Annotated in this window: 25 protein-coding genes; 1 reads left to right on the forward strand and 24 read right to left on the reverse strand. The window is 51.1% G+C overall.

The features are described 5' to 3' along the window. Positions 1 to 9: 9 nt before the first annotated feature. From wecB to B9Z51_RS09665, 22 genes are all read right to left on the reverse strand, one after another. Positions 10 to 1,125 carry a non-hydrolyzing UDP-N-acetylglucosamine 2-epimerase gene (gene wecB, locus B9Z51_RS09550; protein WP_108373997.1) on the reverse strand — a complete coding sequence of 372 codons (1,116 nt, stop codon included), beginning with the start codon at positions 1,123 to 1,125 and terminating at the stop codon, positions 10 to 12. A gap of 54 nt (positions 1,126 to 1,179) precedes the next feature. After that, complete coding sequence (locus B9Z51_RS09555; RefSeq protein WP_108373999.1) at positions 1,180 to 4,803, reverse strand: polysaccharide pyruvyl transferase family protein; 3,624 nt, start codon at positions 4,801 to 4,803, stop codon at positions 1,180 to 1,182. 16 nt (positions 4,804 to 4,819) lie between these two features. Further along, on the reverse strand, positions 4,820 to 6,085 hold the full coding sequence (locus B9Z51_RS09560) for an ABC transporter ATP-binding protein (protein WP_108374001.1): 1,266 nt from the start codon (positions 6,083 to 6,085) through the stop codon (positions 4,820 to 4,822). Further along, positions 6,075 to 6,884 (reverse strand): ABC transporter permease, encoded by an 810-nt coding sequence (locus B9Z51_RS09565; protein WP_108374003.1) that lies wholly within the window; start codon positions 6,882 to 6,884, stop codon positions 6,075 to 6,077. The genes B9Z51_RS09560 and B9Z51_RS09565 overlap by 11 nt, the downstream gene beginning before the upstream one ends. Positions 6,885 to 6,914: 30 nt before the next feature. Beyond that, positions 6,915 to 8,171 (reverse strand): glycosyltransferase, encoded by a 1,257-nt coding sequence (locus tag B9Z51_RS09570; protein WP_233254894.1) that lies wholly within the window; start codon positions 8,169 to 8,171, stop codon positions 6,915 to 6,917. After that, complete coding sequence (locus tag B9Z51_RS09575; RefSeq protein WP_108374007.1) at positions 8,155 to 8,766, reverse strand: DapH/DapD/GlmU-related protein; 612 nt, start codon at positions 8,764 to 8,766, stop codon at positions 8,155 to 8,157. Before B9Z51_RS09575 ends, B9Z51_RS09570 begins: the two co-directional genes overlap by 17 nt. A gap of 56 nt (positions 8,767 to 8,822) precedes the next feature. Further along, positions 8,823 to 10,298 carry a mannose-1-phosphate guanylyltransferase/mannose-6-phosphate isomerase gene (locus B9Z51_RS09580; RefSeq protein WP_108374009.1) on the reverse strand — a complete coding sequence of 492 codons (1,476 nt, stop codon included), beginning with the start codon at positions 10,296 to 10,298 and terminating at the stop codon, positions 8,823 to 8,825. Positions 10,299 to 10,304: 6 nt separating this feature from the next. Next, a complete protein-coding gene (locus B9Z51_RS09585; protein WP_108374915.1) occupies positions 10,305 to 11,765 on the reverse strand; it encodes a phosphomannomutase in 1,461 nt (486 codons plus the stop codon). Between the two features lie 7 nt (positions 11,766 to 11,772). Next, positions 11,773 to 12,324, reverse strand: a complete 552-nt coding sequence (gene rfbC / locus B9Z51_RS09590) for a dTDP-4-dehydrorhamnose 3,5-epimerase (protein WP_108374011.1) — start codon at positions 12,322 to 12,324, stop codon at positions 11,773 to 11,775. 11 nt (positions 12,325 to 12,335) lie between these two features. Further along, positions 12,336 to 13,604, reverse strand: coding sequence for an ATP-binding protein (locus tag B9Z51_RS09595; protein ID WP_233254895.1), 1,269 nt, complete (start codon positions 13,602 to 13,604; stop codon positions 12,336 to 12,338). 218 nt (positions 13,605 to 13,822) lie between these two features. Next, positions 13,823 to 14,173, reverse strand: coding sequence for a type II toxin-antitoxin system RelE/ParE family toxin (locus B9Z51_RS09600; RefSeq protein ID WP_108374015.1), 351 nt, complete (start codon positions 14,171 to 14,173; stop codon positions 13,823 to 13,825). Next, positions 14,170 to 14,451, reverse strand: coding sequence for a type II toxin-antitoxin system ParD family antitoxin (locus B9Z51_RS09605; protein WP_108374017.1), 282 nt, complete (start codon positions 14,449 to 14,451; stop codon positions 14,170 to 14,172). The genes B9Z51_RS09600 and B9Z51_RS09605 overlap by 4 nt, the downstream gene beginning before the upstream one ends. A gap of 340 nt (positions 14,452 to 14,791) precedes the next feature. Continuing rightward, a complete protein-coding gene (locus B9Z51_RS09615) occupies positions 14,792 to 15,076 on the reverse strand; it encodes a nucleotidyltransferase domain-containing protein (RefSeq protein WP_108374917.1) in 285 nt (94 codons plus the stop codon). A gap of 7 nt (positions 15,077 to 15,083) precedes the next feature. Then, positions 15,084 to 15,452 (reverse strand): hypothetical protein, encoded by a 369-nt coding sequence (locus B9Z51_RS09620; RefSeq protein ID WP_199227498.1) that lies wholly within the window; start codon positions 15,450 to 15,452, stop codon positions 15,084 to 15,086. Between the two features lie 104 nt (positions 15,453 to 15,556). Further along, the gene (locus tag B9Z51_RS09625; RefSeq protein ID WP_108374021.1) at positions 15,557 to 15,856 is read right to left on the reverse strand and encodes a nucleotidyltransferase domain-containing protein; all 300 of its coding nucleotides are present in this window, start codon (positions 15,854 to 15,856) and stop codon (positions 15,557 to 15,559) included. Between the two features lie 6 nt (positions 15,857 to 15,862). Further along, on the reverse strand, positions 15,863 to 16,279 hold the full coding sequence (locus B9Z51_RS09630; protein ID WP_108374023.1) for a DUF86 domain-containing protein: 417 nt from the start codon (positions 16,277 to 16,279) through the stop codon (positions 15,863 to 15,865). Beyond that, the gene (locus tag B9Z51_RS09635) at positions 16,269 to 16,676 is read right to left on the reverse strand and encodes a nucleotidyltransferase family protein (protein ID WP_108374025.1); all 408 of its coding nucleotides are present in this window, start codon (positions 16,674 to 16,676) and stop codon (positions 16,269 to 16,271) included. Before B9Z51_RS09635 ends, B9Z51_RS09630 begins: the two co-directional genes overlap by 11 nt. Before the next feature lie 4 nt (positions 16,677 to 16,680). Continuing rightward, on the reverse strand, positions 16,681 to 17,553 hold the full coding sequence (rfbA, locus tag B9Z51_RS09640) for a glucose-1-phosphate thymidylyltransferase RfbA (RefSeq protein ID WP_108374027.1): 873 nt from the start codon (positions 17,551 to 17,553) through the stop codon (positions 16,681 to 16,683). 251 nt (positions 17,554 to 17,804) lie between these two features. Continuing rightward, entirely contained in the window at positions 17,805 to 18,524 is a 720-nt protein-coding gene (gene uppS / locus B9Z51_RS09645) for a polyprenyl diphosphate synthase (protein WP_255419299.1), read from the reverse strand. A 51-nt stretch (positions 18,525 to 18,575) separates the two neighbouring features. Continuing rightward, positions 18,576 to 19,235, reverse strand: coding sequence for a transcription termination/antitermination protein NusG (locus B9Z51_RS09650; protein WP_233254896.1), 660 nt, complete (start codon positions 19,233 to 19,235; stop codon positions 18,576 to 18,578). An 88-nt stretch (positions 19,236 to 19,323) separates the two neighbouring features. Continuing rightward, positions 19,324 to 19,623: an H-NS histone family protein gene (locus tag B9Z51_RS09655; protein ID WP_108374033.1), complete on the reverse strand. Its 300-nt coding sequence runs from the start codon at positions 19,621 to 19,623 to the stop codon at positions 19,324 to 19,326. A gap of 229 nt (positions 19,624 to 19,852) precedes the next feature. Next, positions 19,853 to 21,181, reverse strand: coding sequence for a hemolysin family protein (locus B9Z51_RS09665; RefSeq protein WP_108374037.1), 1,329 nt, complete (start codon positions 21,179 to 21,181; stop codon positions 19,853 to 19,855). A 173-nt stretch (positions 21,182 to 21,354) separates the two neighbouring features. Between B9Z51_RS09665 and B9Z51_RS09670 the strand changes: the two genes are divergently transcribed. Beyond that, the gene (locus B9Z51_RS09670; RefSeq protein WP_108374919.1) at positions 21,355 to 22,182 is read left to right on the forward strand and encodes a symmetrical bis(5'-nucleosyl)-tetraphosphatase; all 828 of its coding nucleotides are present in this window, start codon (positions 21,355 to 21,357) and stop codon (positions 22,180 to 22,182) included. 62 nt (positions 22,183 to 22,244) lie between these two features. Here the strand turns inward: B9Z51_RS09670 and B9Z51_RS09675 are convergent, their stop codons facing one another. Beyond that, on the reverse strand, positions 22,245 to 22,883 hold the full coding sequence (locus B9Z51_RS09675; protein ID WP_108374039.1) for a Smr/MutS family protein: 639 nt from the start codon (positions 22,881 to 22,883) through the stop codon (positions 22,245 to 22,247). Between the two features lie 37 nt (positions 22,884 to 22,920). Further along, on the reverse strand, positions 22,921 to 23,325 hold the full coding sequence (locus B9Z51_RS09680; protein ID WP_108374041.1) for a group II truncated hemoglobin: 405 nt from the start codon (positions 23,323 to 23,325) through the stop codon (positions 22,921 to 22,923). Positions 23,326 to 23,337 lie beyond the last annotated feature (12 nt).

Here is a 23,337-nt window from a genome sequence, read left to right on the forward strand (position 1 = left end):
TCAAAATTTTTAAAACACTGAATGTAAAAAATGTTCACGCAAAGTCTCAACAATTCGACCTGCAGCTTTGCCATCTCCGTACGGTGAAACACCGTGAGCCATAGCTCTATAGGCATCTTCATTATCAAGCAGCTTCTGTGCCTCTTGAACAATACGTTCATAGTTTGACCCAACCAGTTTAACAACCCCTTCTTCAACGGCCTCAGGTCGCTCTGTCTCTTCTCGCAATACAAGCACCGGCTTACCTAAGGCAGGAGCCTCCTCTTGAACACCACCAGAATCGGTCAAGATAATGTAGGCACATTTCATCGCGGAAATGAACGGCGCATAGTCTAATGGCTCACACAAAATGAAATTGGGCACATCAGCCAAAAACTCATAAGCAACATCCTTCACGTTTGGGTTGGGATGCACAGGGTAGAGAAACTGGACTTCAGGATTGTTAATGGCCAATGTTTGCAAGGCACGGCATATGTTACGGAAAGGCACACCAAAGTTTTCACGACGGTGCGAAGTAACCAATACCAATCGTTTAGCTGGATCCAACTCAACGCCTAGCGCCAAATCACGGGATGCTGTCATCAGTAAAGCATCAATAACCGTATTGCCTGTAACAATAATGTTTTCGTTGGGTACACCATCCTTAAGCAGGTTCTTCCGTGATCCTTCAGTTGGAGCCCAGTGCCATTTGGCAAGTTTTCCAGTAATCACACGATTTGCCTCCTCTGGAAATGGGTTTTGGATATCCCAAGTACGCAGACCAGCCTCGACGTGCCCAATTGGGATGCGCTGATAAAAGCATGCCAAGGCTACCGTCATGACCGTCGTTGTGTCCCCTTGCACCAAGACAGCATCTGGTTTCTCAGCAAGCAACACATCATCAAGTCCAAGCAATAGACGTGCCGTCAAGGCTGTAAGCGCCTGGTTAGGGCGCATGATGTTCAAATCAATTTCTGGTGTGATTCCGAAGAATTCATTGACTTGATCAAGCATATGCCTGTGCTGGGCAGTAGCGAGAACCCGAACATTGGCCCATATTTCTCTTCGTAATGCCAAAATCACAGGCGCCATTTTTATTGCTTCCGGTCTAGTACCAATAACGCACAATATATTTCTTTTAATCATTCCACAACTTAATATAAGTTTTTATTTTAAACCATTTAATACGAAAAACAATTTTTAAATTTTATAGTCCAAATAAAAATCAGGATAGGCCTTCCATTTTTCTTTGAAATAATTTGCATTTCTCAAAAATAATTTTCGATACTTATCACTGCCGCTATCTGCTCCAGTGGTCTGATGCGGTTGATGCCTGATTCCTGATAAATCGCGAAACGATACATCCATTTTAAGCGCACGGATTTGAAAACACAGATCTGTATCTTCAAAACATGTAGGGTCATAATAAGTATCAAAACCTTCAATTGCATCAAAGGTTACACTGCGCATGAAAAACCCACTTGTTCCAAGGAAACCAATATCAGAGCGAAAACCGATTCGGATCGCCTGCGAATTCATTGCACGGTTAGGACAATAATCAGCGATCATGCCACCAAGATCGGTGCGAGTAGAATCAAACCAACCAGCATTCCATCCAATTACACCAACATTGTCATTGTTTTCAAGAATCGCAAGTGCCTCAGCAAAACCGGAACCACCAGTAAACCACTGGTCACTATCGAAAAATGCGAGATACTTACCCGTCGAATGCTTGACACCGAGATTACGTCCCGATGAACATCCGTTTTCTGGGTTACGTATTAGTTTCACCTGCGGATAATGCATTTCAACAAACTCTGCTCCACCATCAACACTAGCATTGTCTACTACAATAACTTCATGGATAAAAGCGCCACAGTGATGCAATAGTGTTTCCAAACATCGCCCAATAATTCGAACATTGTTGTGAATCAAAATAACCACACTGACATCTTTACGTTTTTGAAATGATATCAAAGACTCTAGACGTGCAAGGCATGCGTTTTTAGCGACAAACAATTCATTTGAACTTACCTCTGAAAAACGGTTCGCAAGGCTTCCGAGATATTCCGGCACAGGTAAATGAATCAAGTTTTGCAAATTCTCGAGCATTAGCGGTTGCGATGAGATAACCGGTTTTCCTAGAAAACCACCAGCTATGATTCCTTGCAAAACCGCATCTGCAGCTGTTGACATCGGAATTACCGGGGCCAGCACAAATTCACTAAAAGCAATAAATGCATTTACTTGGTTTAGGTATTCATTCGTCAACATGACTATATTAACTGGAAGAGGATCCGAGTAATTAGTCAGCCCAAGCAGATAAAAAGCAACACCTGGGTTTAATTCAGCTGTGCGCGTCAAATATTTCCAGTCTATTAGTCCCTCTCCATCGGGGGCGAAAACGATAGCCTTGTCGCGAGAATCATTTTTAAATTGAGCAGGTTGCGCATACTCACGATAAGGGTCAAAAAAAGTGTGACTAACTGCCGTTGGCAAATACATCACGTCATAACCTTTACCTTTCAGAAACTGCCCATCACTATCATCAGCAAAGCAAATTTTATTGGCAAACGAAGCTAATTTATCAAACAAAGGGGTATTCATAATCTGTAAATTACCCCCTTTACCGCAAACATCTAGATTAACGCGTAACCCTTTAATTCGAGCGAATTCAATGATCGGCAGGACGGTTTGATCCACAACAAAGTTGATAATTACTGCATTCTGCGAAATTCGGTTGAATAGAGCCTCTAAATCCAAGCCTTCCAAGTGAAGAAATAGCATACCAGCCGGTATTTGCATTTCCGCATCGACCCCTGCGCTGACGTAAACGACACGATGTCCGGCACCAATTGCAGCTCTGGCTAATTGACCCGCACGGTGGTGCTCCGCCATCCAAGAGAAAGGGTGACTTGCAACAATAACAATCTCTTCAGAACGCAGCTGTGCTGCTTCTTCAAGTCTATCCACATACAGAGGTGCAATACCAGGTCCAATGGCGAAAGTTTGATTGTTACTCAACCGATCATTATGCAACTGAGCTTGACGGACTCGTCTACGCATACGAATGGTAGATATAAGGGCACGAAGTCCTCCGTTTTGGTACAGATAAATCGCCCGCTTTACCTTCTGGGAAAAAGTCAGTATTTTCCTCTTCATTTTTTCTCCTAATTCGGCATTTCTACGCTCAATTTCCTGATTGAGTTTCGCGATATACACTTCCTTGTCAAGAATGTATAAATTCTGAGAACTATTTTTAATTATTAGCTGCGAAATATATATTTCCTTATCTTGGATATAAGAATTTTTTTCATCTATTTGCGACCGAAGATTTTGAATGTATAAATTCTGAGAATTATTTTTAATTATTAGCTGCGAAATATATATTTCCTTATCTTGGATATAAGAATTTTTTTCATCTATTTGCGACCGAAGATTTTCAATGATTTTTTCATAATTCCGACCATTACTTATCTGATCTTGCAGCAAACCATCATATTTAATTTTCCTCTCTTTATATTGAATATCACGTTGATTAATTTGAAAATCGCGATAAAGCAACAAATCATTGGCTTTGCCATTTGCACGTAGCAAAGTCTGCCGCTGCCAAATCAAATTCTGCAGCCAAGCACCCAACCAATCGAAATCATTGCTTTTCCATTTATCCTTAATCTGCCCTGCAGCGTGCGCCATCGAATCGACTAACAGTTGTCGATGCTCAAGCGCGGATGTTTGCAATGAATTCAGGACCATCGGAGAAAGTCGCCAATTCGATTTACCACTGAATAGCTGAGCAAACAATTCTTGATAAGAACCATGTGGCGCTGTCAACTTAATACGCAACTCGGGCGGAATATTTGCCATATTATGCGCTTGCGTCATTTTGTCGTCGTATTCGAGGAATGCACAGGGTTTGTTTAAAGCCAACGACAGAATACTTCCGTGCAACCGCATAGACACCACAGCATCACATCGACCGATATCTGCAAACGTTTGCTCAACATCGCTGCAAACTACAATTTCACTTTGAATTCGCGTGTCTAATGATGAAGTTAGACGATCCAAAAATGGTTTGTCAGAACTCGCGCGATTTTCGTCTACAGCATGCTGAAAGGCGAACCATTGACAAGTCCAGTCGTCAGGCAGTTGTCTGTTGACTGCGTCTATCAACTTATCCTCCCAGCCTGCATCCTTCCACCACTCCCGTACTATTAGAGCAAGTACCTTCTTTTCCTTATTATCTATAGACACATTTAGATTCTTGGCGCTATGGAGCAATTGACTAGCGGCTGACCAGCCTGGATCAGCTGCGACTTGTAGCTCTCGCTCGACTCCAATGTTTTTAAGTAGCACGGCACTTTGCTCGTCACGCAAAGATACAGCATCAACCAAACTAAACACGTCGCGCACGATTTCACGCGACTGGGTACTGTTTAAAGGTCCTACTCCGTGCGCCAGGATTAATGTCCTAACGCCAAACTGACGTGCCATGTAAAAGGGGCGTGCATATCTGGCAACATCCACTTTTATTGAATCATAGAGTCCGTCGAAATTAAATGGACTATGGTCTTGAAAAATCCCGCCGCCCCCCATGACGAACAAGTCACTATCCGACAGTGCTTGAGCAATTTCTCCAAGATTATCAAAATCAACTACGTGTGTCCCATACTTTCTGGCAGTGACCTCAGGGTTTAGGCTAATAATTGTTAATTCACCACCGATTTCATGGATCCATTCAAACATCAATCCTAATAACAACTCATCACCAATGTTGGTTGCACCATACCAACCACATATGATCACTTTAAGATTTTTTTTCATATCAGTTCCTTTATTTTTACGATTTAATCAAGGATACAGAAGGGTTAGGAGAAAGCCAGCCAGAGCCACAATTTTCCTGAGGAACTATATCTATATACCCGGCATAAGGGAGTCTGACGTGACGCTTATATTCACCATTATCGATATCGCCAACACCGATGGCTAGTACATATCGATTACCTCCAAAATTTGCATTTAAAGACCAAGTGACGGTAAAGTCCCCTGCTTTCAGACAGCCCAGCGAGATGTTCATTTGCTGCGTAGTCGCGCTCCACAGGACTATGTCATCGACACTTTTAATCTGCATGCCAAAGCAAGGCGCCTCTACAGGGTTATGCACTAAAAGAGTAACTTTAACTGTGAAGCTATCCCCATGTTCAAAAGTTTTTCTTGGCTGTCCACTAATATCAAGAATTTCAACATTGTTAATAGCGATGCCCTTAGAGCACCCCTGATCGACCTCAATTTCAGATACTGAATCTTGTGGCACCCCTTCATCCAGCGCGACTCCCCCCTCCTCCTCGACGAGGTCATTGGCATATTGCTTCACCACATCTTTGCAGATGCCGTCTTGAACCAAAACACCCCGCCGGAGATAGATGGCGCGGTCGCAGTACTCAATCAAAGTATTGGTGGAATGGGTAACCAGCAAGATAGTGACACCAAGGCGTTGGAGCTCTCGAATGCGGGTCAGACATTTGGTTTGGAAGGCTGTATCACCAACAGCTAGGGCCTCATCCACAACCAAAATGTCTGGTGACGTATGAATGGCAGTAGCAAATGCTAATCGAACAAACATACCCGATGAGTACGTCTTAACTGGCTGGTTAATGAACTCGCCAATGTCTGCAAATGCCTCAATGTCTGAGAAACGGTTGCGCATCTCTTGCTGAGAAATGCCCGCAATGCTACCGGCAAGAAACACGTTATCACGTCCAGAGAACTCTGGATTGAAGCCTGCACCGAGTTCTAGCAGTGCCGCAATACGGCCATTGATAGATACCTCACCGCTTGTTGGGGTCAGCGTGCTGCAGACCATCTGCAGCAATGTCGATTTGCCTGATCCATTTCTGCCAATGATACCGACTGTCTCTCCACGGCGTATCCTAAATGAAACATCATGAAGAGCCCAGAAATCGTGCATGAACACGCTCTGACGAAGCCCAAATGCACGCTGTAAACGCGGCAAAACAAACTGCATGAAACGGTGCGAGGGCTTGTCATAGATTTGAAAGCATTTCGACAGTCCCCTCACCTCTAGCAGTACATCATCAGAGGACATCACCAAACCCCTTACGTGTTTTGTTAAAGAACCACAAGCCAAGGCCATAGGTAAGAATACCAACAAGTGTGATGATTAATACAGATTGAAAATCGGGCGGCGAACCATATATGATAACTTGTCGCGCCTGCTCAATCACCAAGGTCAGTGGATTAGCAAGCATGTAGGATCTGAAAGCTTCAGGTACAGCATCTATTGAATAAAATACTGGTGAAAGGAACATCATGACGGCAACAACCATGCCGACCAGCTGGACAATATCGCGAAAAAACACACCTAACGCAGAAACCAACCAAGACAAGCCTACCAAAAAAAGTATATAAGGCACAAAAATTAATGGCAAATACAAAATTGTCCACTTTAAACTACCTGCCAATGCAATCTGTATGACGCTGAAAGTAATTAAGCCTGCAATAAAGTGGAATACAGCTGCACCAATGATCGTCCAAGGAAGTATTTCTAATGGAAAAATGACCTTCTTAACGTAGTTGCTGTTAGCCACAATCAGCGTCGCCGACTTACTCACACATTCGGCAAACAAACCGTGGACCAGCATACCAATAAAAAGCAAAAGAGTGTAATCATGATTTATCGGCGATACACTACCCCAACGAGCCTTGAACACCGTACCAAACACGAAACTGTAGACCAATAACAGAGCCAGGGGATTAATGAATGACCATAAAATCCCTAAAAATGAACCACTGTACCGTTGACTGATCTCTCGGCTTGTTAGCTGCCAGATCAATTCTCTGTTCTTTCGAAGACTTGTGAAGCCAAAAATAAAGGTTTTAATCATAAGAGGTTTTTTATTTGCATGCCTTCACGTTCAAGATAATGAAAATAATTTCTTGTATATATTTTCTTTTTCGTCAATGCATGACTGCAAGTTGTATTTGCGAGTAAGAAGACTTTTTCCGGCATCCGAAAGATTAATACGAAGCGCTCGATCACTAACAAGATGCAGCATCGCCTCCGCGAACTCTGCAGCAGTGTCACGAACAACAACGTCTACACCATCTGTAGCCCCCAAACCCTCACAACCTTTACCAGTACTTAAAACCGGAATTCCGTTACTCATAGCCTCAAGAATTTTGACCCTCACACCACCACCAGAAAGCAAAGGCACGAATAACAGATGAGTCTGCGCGAGCATCTCATCTAACGAGTCCACAAATCCATGGACCAAAATATTCTGCCCGTCGTGCAACGCTTTGAGCTCATCTGGCGGCGCTGCTCCAAGAAAATGCAGACAGACATTCATCGCCGTCAACCGTTCCTTCACTCTTGGCAAAATTTCACGTATGAACCAGAGTACCCCTTCAGCATTTGGATACCACCAGAACCCCCCCATCCACAGTAGATTAACTGGCGGCTCTGTCTTGACAGCGTAGTCGACATTTTTTACCGGTAAACAAAGAGGTATGTAACGTTTATCAGCCGCAGTACCAACTCGACTCATGTCACTCATAGAGATGAAAGTCAAGACCTCGAAATTCCACTTATTCTCTACCTCCACTTGGTGCGCATTTTTTCGACTAATACGCGCTACAAATTCAACCGCAGCCCTTTTCCAGCCGTTCAATTGCTGTGGAACCCAAAACGGAAAGATATCAGTTTCGATATTATGACTAACCATTACCGCAGGCAATTTTGGTAGAAATTTTTTAAAAAAAGCCAAGTGACTGGAGTGGACCTCCATCGCCTCTATTTTATGTTTCCGAACAAAACGCTTCGCATTGCGCACTGCAGACCTGCTGTAGTAACTTGCGTCCATAAACGGTAACCCATGAAAAATATGCTGAACACTGTGCAGCACTTGCCCCCATATACATTTTTGAGAAGGCATAAGTGGTCGATTTTCTACATGAATATCTTTAAAATAACGATTGTATTCAGATTGATGCTTACGTATATGTTCAATCTCCGCCTCACCACCAATTGTGTACAGGTATAAATTATACTTTTCCGCTAGCGGCAATAGAGTATTGGTAATATATATCGGAGCACCTGAGTTAGCTGGAAGTGGCGGCGATAATGTAAAAATCAGAAGATTTTTCTTAAGCGAATTAAGCATTTGATTCATCGAATATGTCAGTATCAAAAAATGGTGAGAAACTTGTTTTATAAGCAATGTGCTGATAACGTTCACCAATTACTTTGGCAGGGACCCCCCCGACAACCGCATAGTCAGGGACCGACCGAGTCACAACTGCACCTGCAGCAACTACAGCGCCCTCACCTATAGTAACTCCCGGCAATATAATTGCTCTAGCACCGATCCAAGCATGATCTTTTATTATGATTGGTGCACCAGTCGCAGCAAAACCGGGATCATTATGATCATGATGCAAGCTCAACAAACAAGCCTGGAAGGAAATATTAACATTATTTCCTATGTAAACACCCGAACGTCCATCCAAATATATTTGCCGATTCAAGACGCAATTATTTCCAATTTCAACCAAACAACGATTGTGATAACCCGTAAAAAACAGTCGCATACTTATATGAGTTTCACGCCCAATACTAACCCCCAATACATTCCTGTAAAATATTTTACGAATTATTTCAAAAGGAAAATAAGCAACAAATGAATTGCCAATGTAATATTTTAAAGCCGCCGCCAAATAATACAATGAAGATTTTAATAATAAATTTTTTATAATTCTATTTTTCATTTGAAATCTTATTTATTTTTAAATTTTTATTTTATTTTTAACGCCGTATTTTTAATTTAACGCCCATAAATATCAGAAATTCGAACTATATCATCCTCACCCAAATAACCGCCTATTTGCACCTCAATTAATACAAGATCTTCTTCACCATTGTTACTCAACCGATGATTTTCTTTAAGGGGAATGTAACGGTATTCTCCAGGCCCGGTGGGGTATTCCACATCACCAATTTGCACGATGCCATGCCCGCGCACCACCGTCCAATGCTCGGCGCGGTGGTGGTGATATTGCAGGCTCAGCCTCTCACCCGGGCGCACCGTGATGCGCTTGACTTTGTAGCCGCCTTCTTCTTTGAGCGTGGTGTAGGTGCCCCATGGCCGGTTGACCGACGAGGGCAGCACCGTGCTTTGGTATTGCGCGCTGTCGATGTGGCGTTGCTTGAGGGCATCGACTACTTTCTTTACGTCTTGCGCTTGGCCTTTGTCGGCAATCAGCAGGGCATCGGGCGTGTGCACGATGACGGCGTTGTGGATGCCGATTGTGGCCACCACTTGCTTGTGGCCTTGGGTGTCGATGTGCACATGGGTGTTGCTGGTGTTGACGTCGATCCAGTCGATGTGGTCGTCGCAGGCCATGGTGTTGCCATTGCCGTCGGCGGTGTGGGCTGCGGCCACCGCGGGCCAGGCGCCCACGTCGCTCCAGCCAAACTTGGCGGGCACCAGGGTGACGTTGGTGGCGCGTTCCATGACGGCGTAGTCGATGCTGATGTCTGGCTGCAGGCCAAAGGCGTGAGCATCAAAGCGGGTGATGCTTTGTGTGGCCCCGACTGTGGTGCCCTGCCCGGCTTGGGCTTGGCTGCTGGCCATAGCGTTTTGTGCGGCGGTTAGCACTTCGGTTGAATGCTGGGCCAAAGCATCGAGCATGGTGCCTGCGGTAAAGCAGAACATGCCGCTGTTCCAGTAAAAGCGGCCGGTGGCCAAATATTCTTGGGCCGTGGCCAGGTTGGGTTTTTCGACAAATTGGATGACAGGCTGTGTCTCGCCGCCGACCTTGGCCACTTCGATGTAGCCAAATCCAGTTTCGGGGCCTGTGGGCTGGATGCCAAAAACCACCAGCTGGCCTTGTTGGGCATGGCGAGCCGCTTGCAAGGCGTTGGCCACAAAGGCCGAGGTGTCCGGAATCAAGTGGTCTGCCGCCAGCACCAGCATGACGGCGTCGCGCCCGTGCTGCTGGGCCACGGCCAGTGCGGCCAGGGCAATGGCGGGGGCGGTGTTGCGGCCTTTGGGCTCGAGCAGGTAGCTCACGCGGGGGGGCTGGGCCATTTCAGCGACCAGGTTTTGCGTGAGGAACAGGTGGTCTTGGTTGGTGACGATGAGCACCTCGTCGGTGCCGCAGGCTTGGCCTCGGGCAATGGCTTGCTCGAGCAAGGCGCTGCCTCCGAGCTTCATGAAGGGCTTGGGATAGGCTTGACGGGATGCGGGCCAAAGGCGGGTGCCCGCACCACCGGACAGAACGACTGAGATCAGTTTCATGCTTGTCTAGCTCAGGATTGTTTTTATTTGGTTCAGGCTTGCCGTCAGCAACTGCTGGGCCTGCTGGGGGCTGCTGGCTTCGGTGTAGCAACGCAGTTCGGGAGCGTTGCCCGAGGGGCGCAGGTGGATGATGCTGTCGTCGGCCAGGGTGATGCGCAGTCCGTCGGTTGAGTCGGTGTGCACAGCCTGGCAGCCGGTGAACTGCACAAAAGATTGCAGCGCGGCTGGGTCTTGCGCCAGTTGGCCAATCAGTTGCTGGCTTTGGGCGGTGGGCAGGTTTTGAATGCGGTCTGCCTGTGTGTAACGCGCTGGCAGCAGCCCGGGCAAGGCAGATAAGGGATGTTGATTGTGCTGGGCCATGGCCAGCACAGCCAGGATGGGCAAGGTGCTGTCGCGGGTGGGCAGGGGCTGCAGGCCTTTTTGTGGGGTCTGGAGCAAGAAGCCGCCATTGGCCTCAAAACCCGCCACGCTGGTGTGGCCTTGGGCTTGCAGGGCTTGCATGGCTTCAATCACATAGGGCGAGCCAATGCGGGTGCGTTGGGTGTGCCCAAAGCGGCCAGATTTTTCAAGCGCGGTGTTGGAGCTGACTGGCGTGACTACGGTTTGCACGCCCAGCCACAGGGCCGTGAGTGTGCCCAGCACGTCGCCACGCATGAAGCGGCCTTGTTCGTCGCAGACCCAAGGGCGATCGCCATCGCCGTCGGTAGAGACCACGGCGTGCAGTTGGTGCTGTGCGCACCAAGCGGCGGCCATGGCTTCGTCGGCCACTGAGACGGCTTCAGTGTCGATGGGGACAAACTGGTCGCTGCGGCCAAGGCTGATGACCTGTGCCCCCAGTTGGCTGAGCAGTTGGGTCAGCATGTCGCGACCCACGGCGCTGTGCTGGTAGACCCCAATGCGCAGGCCTTGCAGGGCTTGTGCGGGCATGAGGTTTGTATAGCGGGCCACATAGGCGGCCAGTGCGGGGCTGCTGCCGTGCTGCGCATGCACTTGTGCAAGACATTCCGCCAGTTTGGGCAGTTGGCCGTCTTGCGGCACCAGGGCATCGACCGTGATGGCCTGCATGGCGACTTCGTCGGCCTTGAGGATTTCGCCTTGGGCGGTATAAAACTTGATGCCGTTGCGGTCAAACGGGATGTGGCTGCCCGTGACCATGATGCCGGGGCTGCCAGTTTGCAAGGCGCGCAAAGCCAGCGCGGGTGTGGGCAGGCAGCCGGCCCAGTCGGGCTGCAGACCTTCTTGTTGCAAGCCGGCACAGACGGCAGCGGCGATGGCAGGGCTGCTGGGGCGCAGGTCCCAGCCGATCACACAGTGGCGGGTGCTTTCAAGCAGTTGGCCGGTTTGTCGCAAGTGCCGAATGAAAACGCGCACATAAGTGGCCACAACGGGCCCGGTCATGTCTGAAACCAGGGCGCGGACGCCGCTGGTGCCAAAACCGACTGTGGGGGCTAAGTCTTTGAGAAACATGTTGAGGTCAGGCAAAGAGTTGCGCTTGGGCAAGACTTGTACCGAGTTGGTCTTTGGCCGACAGTTGTGGCGTCATGCCTTGGGGCCAGGTGATGCCGATGGCCGGGTCGTTCCAGGCGATGCAGCGCTCGTGGGCGGGGGCGTAGTAGTCGGTGGTTTTGTACAAGAAGTCTGCAGTGTCCGACAGGACAACAAAGCCGTGGGCGAAGCCCGGTGGCACCCAAAATTGTTTGTGGTTGTTTTCGGTCAGCTCAACCCCGGCCCATTGGCCAAAGGTGGGGGAGCTTTTGCGGATGTCCACAGCCACATCAAACACAGCGCCGCGCACCACGCGCACCAGCTTGCCTTGGGCTTGCTGCAGCTGGTAGTGCAGGCCACGCAACACGCCTTGGGCGCTGCGGCTGTGGTTGTCTTGCACAAAGTTCACATCGAGGCCAGTTACTTGGTTGAAGTCTTGCTGGTTGAAGCTTTCAAAAAAGAAGCCCCGCGCATCGCCAAAGACCTTGGGCTCAAGGATGAGCAGGTCGGGGATGTGGGTGGGGGTGACGGTGTAGGGCATGGGGTGAGGAATCAGTTGCTGTGGCTGACTTGGTCATTCAGCAGCCAGGCGCTGGCCAGGGTGAGTTCAATGTCTGACGGCCAGACCAGGCCACTGGGTGGCGGCATCAGAACAATCAGTTGTGCGTGTGCTTGAGGAAATTGCTGCCGTGCGTCTTGCAGCGCACGGATTTCTCGCGTCATGGTGTCCTGAGAGCTGATGTCTGCACAGACTTGAATCAGCGCTTCGTGCCCATCGGGATAGCGGGCATGAAAATCCACCTCAAACCCGTTGGGCGTGTGGACATAGCTCACTTCTGCGCCGTTGCGCAGGAGTTGGTGCAAGACGGCACATTCAAGTGCGTGGCCCGTATTGGCTTTGCCGGACCGGTCAAACAAGGCGATCAGCCCGGTGTCCACGGGGTAAACCTTGCGGGGGTTGACTTGCTTTTGTCGGACCGAGCTGCTGCAGATGCTGATGCTGGTGAGTAAAAACGCGTCTTCCAGATAAGACAAAAGCAGATGCAGCGTGTCTTTGCCCACGGCAACGCCACGCGATTTGAGGTCGGCATGGAATTTGTTGATGCTGAAGCTGCCTGCAGCGTTGCCAAGGAGTTGTTGCACCATCCATCGCAGCACCTGGGGCTGACTGAGGTTGTGGCGCTCTATCACGTCGCGCAAGAGCAGCACGTCCACGTAATTGCGCAGCAGGGCGTGGCGGCTGCGTGTGTCCAAGCCTTGTGCTTCGGGAAATCCGCCTTGCTCCAGGTACAGGTCAAGGTCGTGTGCAATTTGTGAGTGGCTGGCTTTGGTGAGTTTGTGCCATTGTTGCGTGGGTTCATGCCCGATATGGCGCAGCATTTCGCGAAAGCTGAAGGGGGTAACGGTGGCCTCCAAGGCGCGTCCTCGCATGCTGCTGGCCACTTCGCGCGAGAGCATGCGCGCAGAGGACCCCGAGAGGTAGAGGTCGATGTTTTCGGAGTCAAGCAAGCGGCGCGCAAATGTTTCCCAGCCTGGCACAAGCTGTATCTCGTCCAAAAAGAAAGCGGCTCGGCGTTGGTCGCGCCAATCTGGATGGAGCCGGTAGTAGGTTTGCACCAGCCGGTCCAGATCGGATGCTTGCAGGCCTGCGAGGCGTTCATCTTCAAAGCTGAAATAAACCAGGCCTTCACGCGGTGTACCCGCTTGTACGCGCTGAGCCATGATCTGCCACAAATTCGTGGTTTTGCCGGCCCGGCGCATGCCAATAACGGCCAGCGCCTTGCCCGGCACATTTGGCAACCAGACATCGCGCCGGGTCATGACGGGCATTGGGCGCGTTTGGGCATCCACAATTTTTTCCGTGTACACCGAGTCTATTTGGGCTACTGAAAACGACATATTTTATGAGTTTTATCCTTTTAAAAAGGACAAAACTCAATTGAACTTAGGCAGCAAAGCTGGCCTCAAGCATGAGCAGGTCGGGGATGTGGGTGGGGGTGACGGTGTAGGGCATGGGTGTAACAACAGACGCTGGCTTTTCAGTGCGGCAGGAATTGCGAATCAGGGATGTGTCTGCTCAGGTCCATTCGGTCATGGAGAATTCGCAGGATGTCCAGCACTTGTTCTTCTGAAACTCTGAAAACCACAAAGTGACTTGCTTTCCGACCGTAGCTCGCAATGTGCAATGTACAAATACCTGGTGCCAATTCATTTCTGTTTTTGACAACGGGCGTTTCAGGACCATTTGTCAGTGCCTCAAGTGCCAGTGAAATTGTTTCTAAGTATTGGTCGGCCTGTAATGCACCAAATTGCTCTGTGGTCCATTTGGTGATGTCCAAGACGTCTAATTCGGCTTGATGGGTCAGCCGCACGACCCAGTTTCGACTCATGTCGGCCTGGTGACTTTCCCGGTCAGTGAATGAAGGTGCGCGCGCAAGGATTGCGCTGAATCGAAGCTGGTGAATCGCCCAGCGTCTATGTCTGCAATGCCTGTCTGCACAGCTGTTCGCAGTGCTTCGAGGCGATAAGCGTCTTCGGCTTCTCGCTGCTCGACCAGCCGAAGTCCTTCGCGCAGCACTTCGCTGGCATTTTGGTATCGCCCGCTGCTGACCAGCTGCTCGACCAGCGTGGCTTGGTGCTCTGTCAGGACAACGTTACGTGTAGGCATGGCTTTTACCTTCAGTTATGTTGGCATATTATGCCAATGCACACCAATCTTCTTTCAAAAAATATGCGCCGCGCATCGCCAAAAACCTTGGGCTCGAGGATGAGCAGGTCGGGTATGTGGGTGGGGGTGACTGTGTAGGGCATGTCCTTTGCCTCAATGCTCACGATAAGTGGCTTGGCAAAAGGCGGTCAATTGTTCGTGCCAACGTAAAAGCTCCGGTGCGGCCTGGATCATTTGCTCAAAGAACTCATGAAGTACGGCTGGATCGTCTTCGTATTCAAGTAGTCGCGCATGCAGGCCAAGTGGTCCAGCTTTTTCCAGATCAGGGCGATGTGCTCACTCACAAGCGAATGCCCTCTTGTTTTGCGATCAGAGCGATGGGGCTGAGGTCGCCAAAGGGTTTGACGATCAGGTCCACCGGCATATCGAGCTGGTCTTGCAGGCTGACTTTGCAGCGGATTTTTTTCATCAAATCGGGCTGGCTGGTTTCGACGTAGAAGTCGACATCGCCGCCTTTTTGCGCGTCGTGCACCCGTGAGCCAAACAGCGTGACCTGCACGCCCTCACCCAGCACGGCTTGGGTGGTGCTTTTGATGGTGTGGATTTGGACGGGGGTCAGGCGCATGGTCGCTTCAACGAGCAAGCTTGTTGATTTGGTCGGTCAGTCGTTTGGCGGCATCAATCAACACCGGCACCAAGGTGTGACCGGCTTTCAGGGCACTGATCAGGATGTTGATGTCTTCGATGTATTCATGAACCATTTGGTTGCGCAGTTTGCGCATTTCCAACCAAGTGTCTGCCGAGTCGATCCAGCCGAGCTTTTCAGCCCGATCGAGATTTTCAATGGCTGCACCCGTTGTTTCGGCCATGGCGTCCAACAGCTGGGGCAACAGTTTGTCGCCCAGGTTGTCTTGCAGACGCCCAAATCGCCCAACAAAAGCATCCAGTCGCTCGGCAAGCAGCGGATCTGTTTCGATTTTTTGCAGACTCTCTAGCGTCATGGGCTCTGCAAAGAGGCGTTGGTCTGTTTCCTGAAGATAAAGACATTCTTTGTGCGTGACACGGCTCAAAAACTGAAGTCTCGCCCACTGGCCTTCAGCAACTCTCACAGCGCAACCCCTTGTTGCATGGCAATTCGGTGAATGGCTTGCTCCATCAAATTGGGCGCCTTGAGCAACACGTCGACTTTGCGCCCATGCATGGCACGCGAAACACGGCTGGCAATGCGGGCAGACATCAATGCGGGCTCTGCCAGAGGATGCTTGACTTCAACCATCAAATCCACATCGCCGCCTTTGGCTGTGTCATCCACCCGCGAGCCAAACAAGGTGACTTGGGCGCCCTCACCCAGCACGGCTTGGGCGGTGCTTTTGATGGTGTGGATTTGGGCGGGGGTGAGGCGCATGGTCGCTTAAGCAGAAAAAATCGGCTTCAACAAAAATTGGACTTGAAGCTGATATTGACGTTCTTTGACCAGCGTTTCGATGACGGTCATGTCCACATTGAGGTAGTCATGCACGACGCGGTTGCGCAAGCCAATGGCGGCCGTCCAATGACGCATGGCGTCATCGTCAATGGCGTGGTCTCTGTGCAGTTGGGCAAATGCGTCGTATGCAGAGACGGGCACGATTTGCTGGCGTTGCTTGATGAGCAATTTGGCTTTACCGATGGCGTTTTCTGTCAGCACCTGCAAAGCATGCAGGACGCCCGCTTGCTCGAGGGCAGAAAGCGCTTGATGTTTGTGCAAGCGTTGGCTCACGTCATCGAGCATGGCCTGCAGGTCGCGGGCCAGTCGCTCGGTTTCTTGTTGGTAAAGCTCAAGCCGCATGTTGGCTACGCCATTGGTTGTCTTCGAGTTGCGCCCAGGTGTTTTGCAAAAATCGAACCCAGCCCAGGTCATCCGTAATGTGCAGGGGAATGCCTTCTTCGGCCACCAAGGCGCGCATGGCCAGGCGGGCATCGGCCAGATCAATCAGGTCAACTTGGTTTTCGCGCACTTGCAGGGCATGGCGCAAATCCTGGCGCAACAGTTCAGTGGTCAGCAATTTGTCGGTGGCCGAAGTACTTCTGGCCCATTGAATGGCGATGTCCCAATCACTGCCTTCATGCGCCGTACCCATAGCCCGACTGCCCACCAGCACAGCAAATGCCAAACCGGCACGCTGCGCCAGCACAGCTTGGATGGTGCTTTTGATGGTGTCGATTTGGGTGGGGGTCAGGCGCATGGGTTTATTTGATTAAGTTCAACAAGTATTGGCCGTAACCGTTTTTGGCCAAAGGTTGCGCGAGGTTTTGCACGGCTTCGGCATTGATCCATTTTTGATGGAACGCGATTTCTTCTGGGCAGGCGACCATGAGGCCTTGGCGTTTTTGCAAGGTTGCAATGAAACCTGCGGCTTCGAGCAAGCTGTCGTGTGTGCCGGTGTCGAGCCAGGCATAGCCTCGGCCCATGATTTCGACGTTGAGCTGATTCAGCTCGAGGTAGCGTTTGTTGACGTCGGTGATTTCCAGCTCGCCACGGTGCGACGGCTGGATGTCTGCTGCGATGTCACACACCTGCTGGTCATAAAAATACAAGCCCGTAACGGCGTAGTTGCTTTTGGGGGCTTTGGGTTTTTCTTCAATGCTCAGTGCGCGTTGTTGGTCGTCAAAGTCGACCACGCCGTATCGCTCTGGATCATGCACATGGTAGGCAAACACGCTGGCGCCTGCGCTGCGCTGGTGGGCACTGCCCAGCAGCTTGACCAAGTCATGGCCATAAAAAATGTTGTCGCCCAAGACGAGGGCACTGGGGTCGTTGCCGACAAAGTCTTTACCGATGATGAAGGCTTGGGCCAAGCCATCGGGGCTGGGTTGCACGGCGTATTGGATGTTCATGCCCCATTGGCTGCCATCCCCCAACAGTTCTGTAAAGCGAGGGGTGTCCTGGGGTGTGCTGATGAGCAGAACGTCTTTGATGCCTGCCAGCATGAGCGTGGTCAATGGGTAATAGACCATGGGCTTGTCGTAGACCGGCATGAGTTGTTTACTCACGGCCTGGGTGACAGGGTACAGACGTGTACCAGAGCCGCCAGCGAGGATGATGCCTTTGCGATTTTTCATGGTGAGAATGTGGGTTTACCCAAGACTATTTTTTGAATTCCTCAGGCTACCGCAGTCCAGCAATGCTTACATTGCAGACATGATGAAAAGGACAATGCACGATTGTGGTGCAAAAATCCTGAGAGCCTTGTCAAAAAAGTCTCGGATTGTATTCTTATTAAGAATCATCAGATTCTTAATTTGAATATTTAAGTATTCTTTTTGAGAATCTACAATTCTTTTTTATGACAATTTTGATTGTTTTATCAGGATTACAACGGCGCAGATGACCCAAATCGCCGGTCTCTCCCCGCAAACCATTCAATGGACTCTTTCAGGCGCTCCGGAGAAAAATCAGGCCACAGGTCGTCGGTGAAGAAGAGTTCTGCATAGGCGGCTTGCCAGAGCATGAAGTTGCTCACACGCGATTCGCCACCAGTGCGGATGAGCAGATCGACCTCAGGAGCGTGCGGGGTGCTGAGGTGGGCCGACAGGCCTTCTTCGGTCATGTCTTGCAGCGTCAGATCGGGGTGGGCTTTTTGCCAGGCTTGTGCTGCCTGGATCATGTCCCAGCGCCCCCCGTAATTGGCGCAGATGTTGACGGTGATGGCCGTATTGCCTGCGGTCTGCGCTTCGGCTTTGACAATGAGTTCTTGCAATGATGGGGCAAAGCGTGCGGTGTCTCCCACCACTTTGAGCCGAACGCCGTTGGCGTTCATGTTGTCGATCTCTTTTTGCAAGTAGGTCATGAACAGGCTCATGAGGCTGCTGACTTCTTCTTCGGGGCGTTTCCAGTTTTCGGTGCTGAAGGCAAACAAACTCAACTGCGACACACCCAGTGCGGAGCAGGCTTTGACGATGTCTCGCACACGCTTGGCACCTGCGGCATGGCCCAGGGCTGCGGGCATGAAACGCTTTTTGGCCCAACGCCGGTTGCCATCCATGATGATGGCGATGTGTTGGGGTTGTTTGGATGCAGGCGTGGAAGACAAGTGATGGCGCAGATAAAGGGGGTGGTGGATTTTAGTGGCTTTACAGAACGGTCAGCTGTTGGTGGGCTCGACTTGGTGATGTTCGACTTGAACCACGGTGGGCCGTCCGAGAATTTCAAGCAAGACAGCAACGCGTTTACTGGAGACGTTTTGAATGAGTCCTTCGATACCACCCAGCGCGTTGTGTTTGAGCCGGACCGCTTGCCCGACTTTGAGGTTGCTCAGCTCCTGCAAGGTGGCATGGTTGCGATCTTGTTCAAGCTGCCGTATGCGCTGTACCAGATCGTCATGCAAAAGCGCTGGCTCAAAGCCGAAACGCACAATGGAGGCCACGCCTTTGGTGCTGCGCACGACGGAGATGCTTTGCTCTGTTTTACTCGGGCGAAACAGAATATAGCGTGGAAACATGGGTTCAAACTGTGCGATCGGGCCTTGTTCTGTTTTCTTGAATTTTTTATACAGCGGCAAATAAGCTTCAAAGGCTTGCTGTTCCAGGTTGGTGTGGGCAATTTGCTCTTGGCGGGGCTTGGTATAGGCCAAGTACCAGCGGCCGAGGCTAGCGCTTTCACTCAAAATGGATTTTGTTGTCTCTGGCGTGGGGGTCATGCGAACGCTATTTAAACACTTCTGTTTATAGATTTTAACTTTGGCTGTGTCGGAAAAATTGGTATTGCAAAAAGAAAAAACCCCGCATGCGCGGGGTTTGAGCAATCCGAAAACCCATCATAAAACATGCATCAAAGCTTCACTTTCAACATGTGCTTGCCGGGAAATTGGAAGTTTTTGAGTTTGATCAAACTCAAGCAATCATGAATGGTGTGCGGTCTTGACCTTCAATCCATTTGGGCGCTTTGCCCCGACCTGTCCAGGTCTGGCCTGTTGCAGGATCACGATATTTGGCTGCCACTTTGCTGACAGCTTTAGGGCTGGCCGACTTGCCACCACGTCCGGGGAAAATGTCTTGGGCTGTCAGGCCATACTCAGCCACCAATTCGCGCACTTTGGCAACAGCACTGGAAATTTCATTCTGTCGAGCTTGGGCAATAGCGAGCTCCAAGGCTTCACGTTGCGCCAATAATTCTTTGTAGCTTTGGGTCATGAGAACTCCTGATTAGAAATATGAAAGCTGAAATATACATCAAATATTTCATAGGTTATTATTTTTTTGAATAGACCGGTTTCCAACCAGTCGTCAACTCTATTATTTTTTATGTTCAGCACTATTTGAACCAAACAAATCATTCGCATTTTTATCAGTTTCGCACGATCTACAGGTCGGCTCTTGCTGTGTTTGCAGACTGGGTCTGTCAACAAATATTGAATATCCATCAGATTTCAAATGGCGCTTCTTGTGATGCATTGCCCAGTTGTTTGTTGCGCTGAGCCCATACTTTGTCGATGCGTCTGCCATCGAGATCGACCACTTCAAAAACCCATTCATCCAGTTCAATTTGCTCGCCCGTTGCTGGCAATTGCCCCAATACATACATGAGCAAGCCCGCGAGGGTGTTGTAACGGTTCTTGTCTTCGGCGGGCAATTCCTTGATGTCCAGTCGCGATTTAAGTTCATTCACGGGCATGAGTCCGTCAAGCAACCAACTGCCATCTGCACGCTGGGTGGCCCAGGCTTCGTTTTGGGTTTCTGGTTTGAGCTCGCCGGTGATGGCCTCCAGTAAATCCAGAGGGGTGAGCAGCCCTTGGACTTCGCCGTATTCATCGACAACAAACAGCATGCGGCTGGATTGGTCACGCATTTGCTCCAACAACTCCATGCCGGTCAGGGTTTCGGGCACAAAATGGGCTGGATGGGCGTGGTGTTCCAGTGCATGTGCGTCTGCCGGGGGCAAAGCCAGAAGGTGCGACACGCTGATGACGCCGACCACATGGCCCAAATCTTCCCGACACACGGGATACCACGAGTGGTTTCCCTGCTGGCGCATCTGGTTGATACGGGCCATGGCCTGCTGGGCTGTGAGGCCGGCCTCCAGCCATTGAATGTCGCTGCGCGGCGTCATCATCGAAGTCAGTGCACGGTCATCCAAATGAAAGACGTTGCGTACCATTTGGTGCTCGTGCTCTTCGATCAAGCCGGCATCAACCCCTTCTTCGAGGCTGGCGGTGATTTCTTCTTCGGTCACCGCACGATTGCCTTGGCTGTCAATGCGCATGAGTTTGAGCATGCCTTGGGTGGACAGTGAAAGCAGTTTGACGAAGGGCCCTGCGGCTTTGGCCAGCCATGCCATGGGCCTGGCCACTTGCCGCGCCACGGCTTCGGGATAAAGCTGGCCAATGCGTTTGGGCACCAGTTCACCAAAAATGATGGTGGTGAAGGTGATAAGCGTGACGACGATGGCAGTGGCGGTGATGCTGGCCACCGACGCGGTCAAGCCCCACCCCACCAACCTGGCAGCCAGGCTGGCACTGAAAGCGGCTTCTCCCACAATGCCATTGAGTACGCCAATCGAGGTGATGCCCACTTGCACAGTGGACAAAAATTGCGTGGGTTCTTGCAGCAACTGGATGGCCGCTTGAGCCCCTTTGTCGCCCGCCTCCTCCATGGCGGCCAGACGCGCCTTGCGACTGGACGCCAAGGCCAGCTCGGACATGGCAAACACACCATTGAGCAAGGTGAGGAAAACGATCAATAAAAAATCCATGGTCACTATTGTGCCAAGGATGACGGGGCCGATAGGACTGACGGGGTTGACGGGGCTGATGCACAAAAGGCGCGTGGTTCGTCCGGACCTTGCTCAGCATGCTGTCATGGTGTGTTCAGCGCGGCCATCCTTACACGGTGGCCAATGCCGCACAATTGGAGCGAGAGGTGGACATGTCTATTTATTGGGTCGGTGATATTCAAGGTTGCGATGCCCCATTGGCGCGCTTGTTGGGGCAGGTAGACTTTTCGCCAAGTCGGGACACCTTGTTTGTGCTTGGCGATCTGGTCAACCGTGGACCTGATTCTGCGGGGGTGTTGCGGCGCTTGATGGCTTTTGGCGGATCAGTGCAATGTGTGCTGGGCAACCATGACTTGCATTTGCTGGCGGTGGCAGCAGGGGCTGGCCGCATCAAGCCGATGGACACACTGGACGGCATTTTGCAAGCACCGGACCGCAGTGCCATGCTCGATTGGTTGCGCCACCAACGCATGGCCATCTGGGCGCACGATGTGCTGATGGTGCATGCCGGTGTGCTGCCAAGTTGGACGGCGTCGCAAACCCTGACACTGGCCGCAGAGGTGGAGCAGGTGTTGCGTGGCCCTGAATTGCCTGCTTTTTTGCACCAGATGTATGGCAATGAACCCGCTGCTTGGCAAGATGATTTAACGGGTATGAGCCGTTTGCGGGTAATCGTGAATGCGCTCACCCGGCTGCGGTTTTGCTCTGCCGATGGCGTGATGGAATTCGCAGCCAAAGAAGGTGCCAACACCGCACCCGCTGGCTTCATGCCCTGGTTTGATGTGCCCGGTCGGCAAACGGCTGGTCTGACCGTGGCCTTTGGGCACTGGTCCACCTTGGGCAAACTGGATAGACCCAATGTATGGGCCCTGGACACGGGCTGCGTCTGGGGAGGCTGCCTGAGCGCCATGCGCCGAGATGACCAGGGGCAGCAAACACTGCTAGAGGTCAAATGCCCCCCAGCCCAACGCCCCAGCTGAGCACACAAGCGCCAAAAATCGGAGTCTGACCCCCATTAAATTTAATGGGGGTCAGATTCCGATTAATTACCGGGTTTGAGCAGCACCACCAAAGCCCCTGCCCCGCCTTCGGCGGGTTTGGCCTGGACGAAGGCCATGACCTGGTTTTTTTGGACCAGCCAGCTGTGGACTTTGGATTTGAGCACGGGGGTTTTGCCAGGTGAGCCCAAGCCTTTGCCGTGCACCACGCGCAGGCACCGCAGGCCTTGGCGGTGAGCCATGCGGATGAATTCGGCCAAGGCAAGTCGGGCTTCATCGCTGCGCAGGCCGTGCAGGTCGATTTCTCGTTGAATGGACCAGTCGCCTTTGCGCAGTTTGTGCGTCACATCGCGCCCAATGCCGGGCCTGCGAAAACTCAGGGCTTCGTCGGTGTCGAGCAAGGTGCTGGCATCGAATTCATCACTGAGTGCGTCGCGCAATACCGCTTCTTCGTCTTTTTGGCGCTGCAGGGCCACAGGTGCCGGTGCTGCGGGCGCCATGCTGACCTGGTCGGGGTCGGGCATGCGTTTGACTACGCCCACCGCGCGTGCGAACAAGTTGCTTTCGGCTTCACGCTGACGAGCCGCCGCAGCCAGCGCTTCAGCTTGGGCTTGCGCCAGCGCATGGGCTTCGGCCAGCTTTTTCTGAACCTGCTTGAGGTCTTGCAGCGAGTTGATTTTCACAAAATATCCTGATCAGAGAAGGAGAAGGCCTGCAAGTTCAGGCGCCGCGATTGCGCATCCAGTCGGCGGTTTGAAAGAAACTTTTGTTCAAACGTTCACGCAGCACAGGGTCGACTTGGACTTCGCCCATGGCTTGGTTCATGCAGGCCAGCCATTGGTCGCGCTCCAGAATGCCAATGGAAAACGGCATGTGACGCATGCGCAAACGGGGGTGACCAAAGCGCTCAACGTAGAGGTCCGGACCGCCTAACCAGCCGCACAAAAACATGAACAATTTGTCCCGAGCCGCCTGCAAGGAGCTGCCATGGCTGGCACGCAAGGCCTGGTAGTCGGGCTCCAGGTCCATCAGGTCATAAAACCGCTCCACCAGCGCACGCACCTGGGCTTCTCCTCCAACCCACTCGAAGGGGGTGTCAAACGGTGGTTTTTCTTCGATGTCCATAAGCTTGTATTG

Source organism: Limnohabitans sp. T6-5 (assembly GCF_003063315.1).
Classification (GTDB): domain Bacteria; phylum Pseudomonadota; class Gammaproteobacteria; order Burkholderiales; family Burkholderiaceae_C; genus Limnohabitans_A.